General features: G+C 28.2%; 3 protein-coding genes. All 3 read right to left on the bottom strand.

The window, feature by feature from the left end:
* Nucleotides 1-104 precede the first annotated feature (104 nt).
* Nucleotides 105-1,766: a hypothetical protein gene (locus tag B2217_RS16940; protein ID WP_180906442.1), complete on the bottom strand. Its 1,662-nt coding sequence runs from the start codon at nt 1,764-1,766 to the stop codon at nt 105-107.
* A 1,000-nt stretch (nt 1,767-2,766) separates the two neighbouring features.
* Entirely contained in the window at nt 2,767-3,372 is a 606-nt protein-coding gene (locus B2217_RS16935) for a hypothetical protein (protein WP_180906443.1), read from the bottom strand.
* Nucleotides 3,373-3,534: 162 nt separating this feature from the next.
* Nucleotides 3,535-3,747: hypothetical protein (locus B2217_RS16930; protein ID WP_414647371.1), on the bottom strand; the 213-nt coding region annotated here is incomplete at its 5' end.

Below are 3,747 nucleotides of genomic sequence, written 5' to 3'. Positions count from 1 at the left end.
TCTAACCTTATATTTTTATAAGTATAGTTTGCTTTTGTTTTTAATTTTTACAATCTGTTTTGATAAAAAATTAAATCATCTAAAGCATAAAAAAGGTTAGTATTTTAGATATCTCCTAATTTGAATACAACAAGTTGAGTTGAATTTTGTACTAAAGTCATTCCATTTGAACAGTTTCCAGAAGATCCTCTTCCTAGCTGAATAACCCATGATGTTGTATTTGCAAGAGTTGTAACATAGGAAATTGTACCACCGTGATTAGTACCAAGACCACTAGCATCGGCTTTATGAGACGCAGTGCTATGAATTCTTTGAGTTCCTACTTCTTTAGGGAAATCAACTAAATAGGAACTAACTGTGCAGCTTCCTCCTACAAAAGCTTCATATATAAAGGTTATTTGGTAAATTCCAGGGGGAAATGTAATTGTTTCACTACTAGCATCAAAAGTTAAACCTTTAATTGCATTTTTTGTTAGCGACATCGGTACAGTTTTTTTAGCTCCTGCAGCAGTGTTATCCAAAAAATTACTTTGAGCCGTTAATAATGTAAAAATAGCAGGAGAAGGAATAGATAAATCGTTTGCTATTTTATCTGTTACTTGTACATTGTTATTACTATCAACAATTAAAATTTTTGAACCAATGTTAGACGCATTGCCAGTTGTTAAACCTGCTAATTTTAATGTATTTGTTCCGTCTGTGGTAATTGTGGTCGCTTCTGTTAATGTCCCGCCTAGTTTTATATCTCCAGCTGCTGTTTTACTCAGTCCATTTGTGACACCAACAGGAGTGAGAGTAGTCGTCTTTACATTATTATTTCCATCTATCATCAACATCTTAGATCCTGTAACAGCCATATCCCCACTTTGTAAACCTTCTATCCGTACAGGATCGATGTTACTGCTGCCTTTAATGTGAAGTTTATTATTTGGAGAAGAAGTACCTATTCCAATATTTCCCGAAGCACTAATCCGCATTCTTTCAATTAAATTACCTCCATTAGAGTTTCCGATATAAAAATCTTCTTCTAAACCTTTTGTATCTGATATTCCTGTACGAATAGATCCTAATGCCCAATTGGCACCTCCTGCAGTTGGACCATTGTTAGTAAAACCAAGTAATGATAAGTTTCCAATAGCTAATTCAGATATATTTCTTAGAGCCATAATTCCATATTGATTGCTTCCCGAATTTGCATCAATCAAATTGTATCTGCTCAATTTAGGATCTGTAGAAACAACATGAAGCTTCGTTTCGGGTGTTGTTGTTCCTATACCTATTTTGTGATTAGCTGCATCTACAGAAAAAGTAGGTCCATCTACAGAAAAACCATTGGCAACCGAAGAAGTGTACGCTAATGTATGATTTCCTTGAGTAACGATTCTATTTCCAGTAAGACTTCCGTCAGAATTATATATATTTTTTGATAAATAAGGAGACCATTCAGTTCCATTGAAATAGTAATATCCTGAACTTGTTATATTGGTAACCTGTGATAAACTAGGTGTTACTCCTGTTGGGATATCTGCTGTTGTAACATAGACTATAGCTCCTTCTTGATTAGTATTATAAGTCCCTGAATTTTTTGCTGCTAATTGCTGCTTTGTAACTCTTGGAGGCAAAATACCGTCTTTAGATGTTGTAGCTAAACTAGCCACAACATCTAAAGTTGATTGAGGATTATCTGTATTAATTCCCACTTGCGAATAACTAGTTTGTGTTGTCAGAAATCCAGTAAAGATGAAATAAAGTAGTTTATTTTTCATATTCTTTTATATATAGTTTTAAAAAAAAAATCATATTTCATTACATTTTCAAAAGATGTGATGTTTGTTTAAGTTGTTTTAAATTAAAGTTTTATACTTTTTAATTAAAGAAAAGATGCAATTTTAGAAGTAATTAAAAATATATCTAATTCATAAAAAAATATGTTCTAATAACTTCCTTTCTCCTGAGAATAAAATACTTTTCACTCAACATTATTCTAAGAAAATGTTTAATAACCATCTATTCTTATCAAAACTTATAGAAAACAGCAAATAATTTAAATTTTGTTATTTAAATCTTAAAATTATTCCGAAAATACAATCACTCTATTTAAAAATTGCTCATCTATACCCCTCATTTACTACCTTTTTTTACTTATTTGTATAAATAAGATAAATAACCTTTCAATTATTCTTCTCTACATCAATTTAATACTACAATTCAAATGATAGAATTAGCTAAATACTTCTTGTAGAATTTTAAATCAAATGGAATTTTATAAATAATAGTTAATACAAATCAACAATTGAACCTTGACCATTCATGAATGAAACATTTGTATTAGTCCGATATTCCCCAGATTTTGTATAGAAAGAAATTAAATTTGATATTACTAGTATTATAATTAAAGCTAGCGATTCTGAGTTATTTCGAACAAAAAGAATAAGAAAACTATAAAGAAGTATCAATGCTATTATTAACAGATCTATTACTTAGATTATTTTGATCTTTAACTAAATTTTGTCCCAAACCAATTAAAAGAAAATTAATAGTACGTAAGAGGACTTAACTCCTGTTTTTTCAAGAATAGATAAAAAGCAAGTAAGATTATGCTTAGTATATTAAATTTACTTGTGTAACAATTATTCCTAGATATTTTAAAAAAAGGAGTATAGTTTAAGATTTTATTTATAATAAGCGCTTTAGGTAGTGATAGGTAAGCTGTTTATAGAAGATAATTTTTTTGGAAAGTTATAAATTAGTTAATTCATAATAATTTTAAAAATTTTCTAAATCAGAAAAGCTCAAATCCTGAATTTTAGGTAGCTTATTTACTTTCATAATGATTTTCTTTTTATTTAAAACTTTATCTGAACCTAATTCTTGATTAAATTCTATTTTGGTGTTGGTTAACAAGTTAATATTGGTTTCAGATGTAGTATTTTTTCCGTCCCATTTAACTCTTGATATTTTAGTTAATTCAAAATTGTTTTGTTTATAACGAAATTCATAACGGCTTTTTCGATTCTCGATATCTGTAAGCATTACCAAATTACCATCTTCGATGTAAAAATCAGGGATAGGATTACCATTGTGTTCGCCTTTTTTATCAACTGGATATTGGTTTTCAATTAACTTTGTAGAAGATACTGCCAGTTGAATTTGTTTATTCGGTTTCGAAAGAAATATTTGTAATCGTAATGGACCTGTCTCGTCAATTAAATCCATTTCTAAAACAACTTTATCAATCTGTTTATCATTATTCAGGTCACCTTCTTCTTTTTGTACAAGAAATGTAAAATTATCTTTTGTTGTCTTTTGCGAATATAAATTTATAGCCACTAAAAGAAAAAACATGATATGATATAAGAATTTATTTTTCATAATTATTCTTTAAAATCATTCGATTAGTTTAATAAGTTGATTTTTAACTAGTTCGTCAAAATGATGCTTTAGAAAAAAGAAAAGATTATTTAAAAAGGAAATTTTTCACTTTCCCCATTATATACATTATTATATTTTATTAAAATTTCTGAATTGTTATACTTAACATCTCCAGTTTTCGAATTTACTCAAACCCCATTTAAAAAAAATTGCTTCTTTAGGATTTATAGATGAATTAAAAACATAGTAATCATTAATAACAAAAAACAACCAATTTTCTGGAATTTGATTATTTTTTTTCATATATTTTTTTTGAATATTCCATGCTTCTTCTAATTTGATAGGTGATTTTTTTTCAAATTCTTCAAATTCTTT

Origin of the sequence: Empedobacter sp. UBA7620 (genome assembly GCF_002484185.1) — a bacterium.
Taxonomy (GTDB): domain Bacteria; phylum Bacteroidota; class Bacteroidia; order Flavobacteriales; family Weeksellaceae; genus Empedobacter; species Empedobacter falsenii_C.
The sequence above is the reverse complement of the archived record's forward strand: the minus strand, read 5'-3'. Positions and strand labels throughout refer to the sequence as shown.

Bases quoted from the DNA above. Each gene is read 5' to 3' on its own strand.
- B2217_RS16940 (WP_180906442.1), bottom strand. From the start codon at position 1,766: ATGAAAAATAAACTACTTTATTTCATCTTTACTGGATTTCTGACAACA.
- B2217_RS16935 (WP_180906443.1), bottom strand. From the start codon at position 3,372: ATGAAAAATAAATTCTTATATCATATCATGTTTTTTCTTTTAGTGGCT.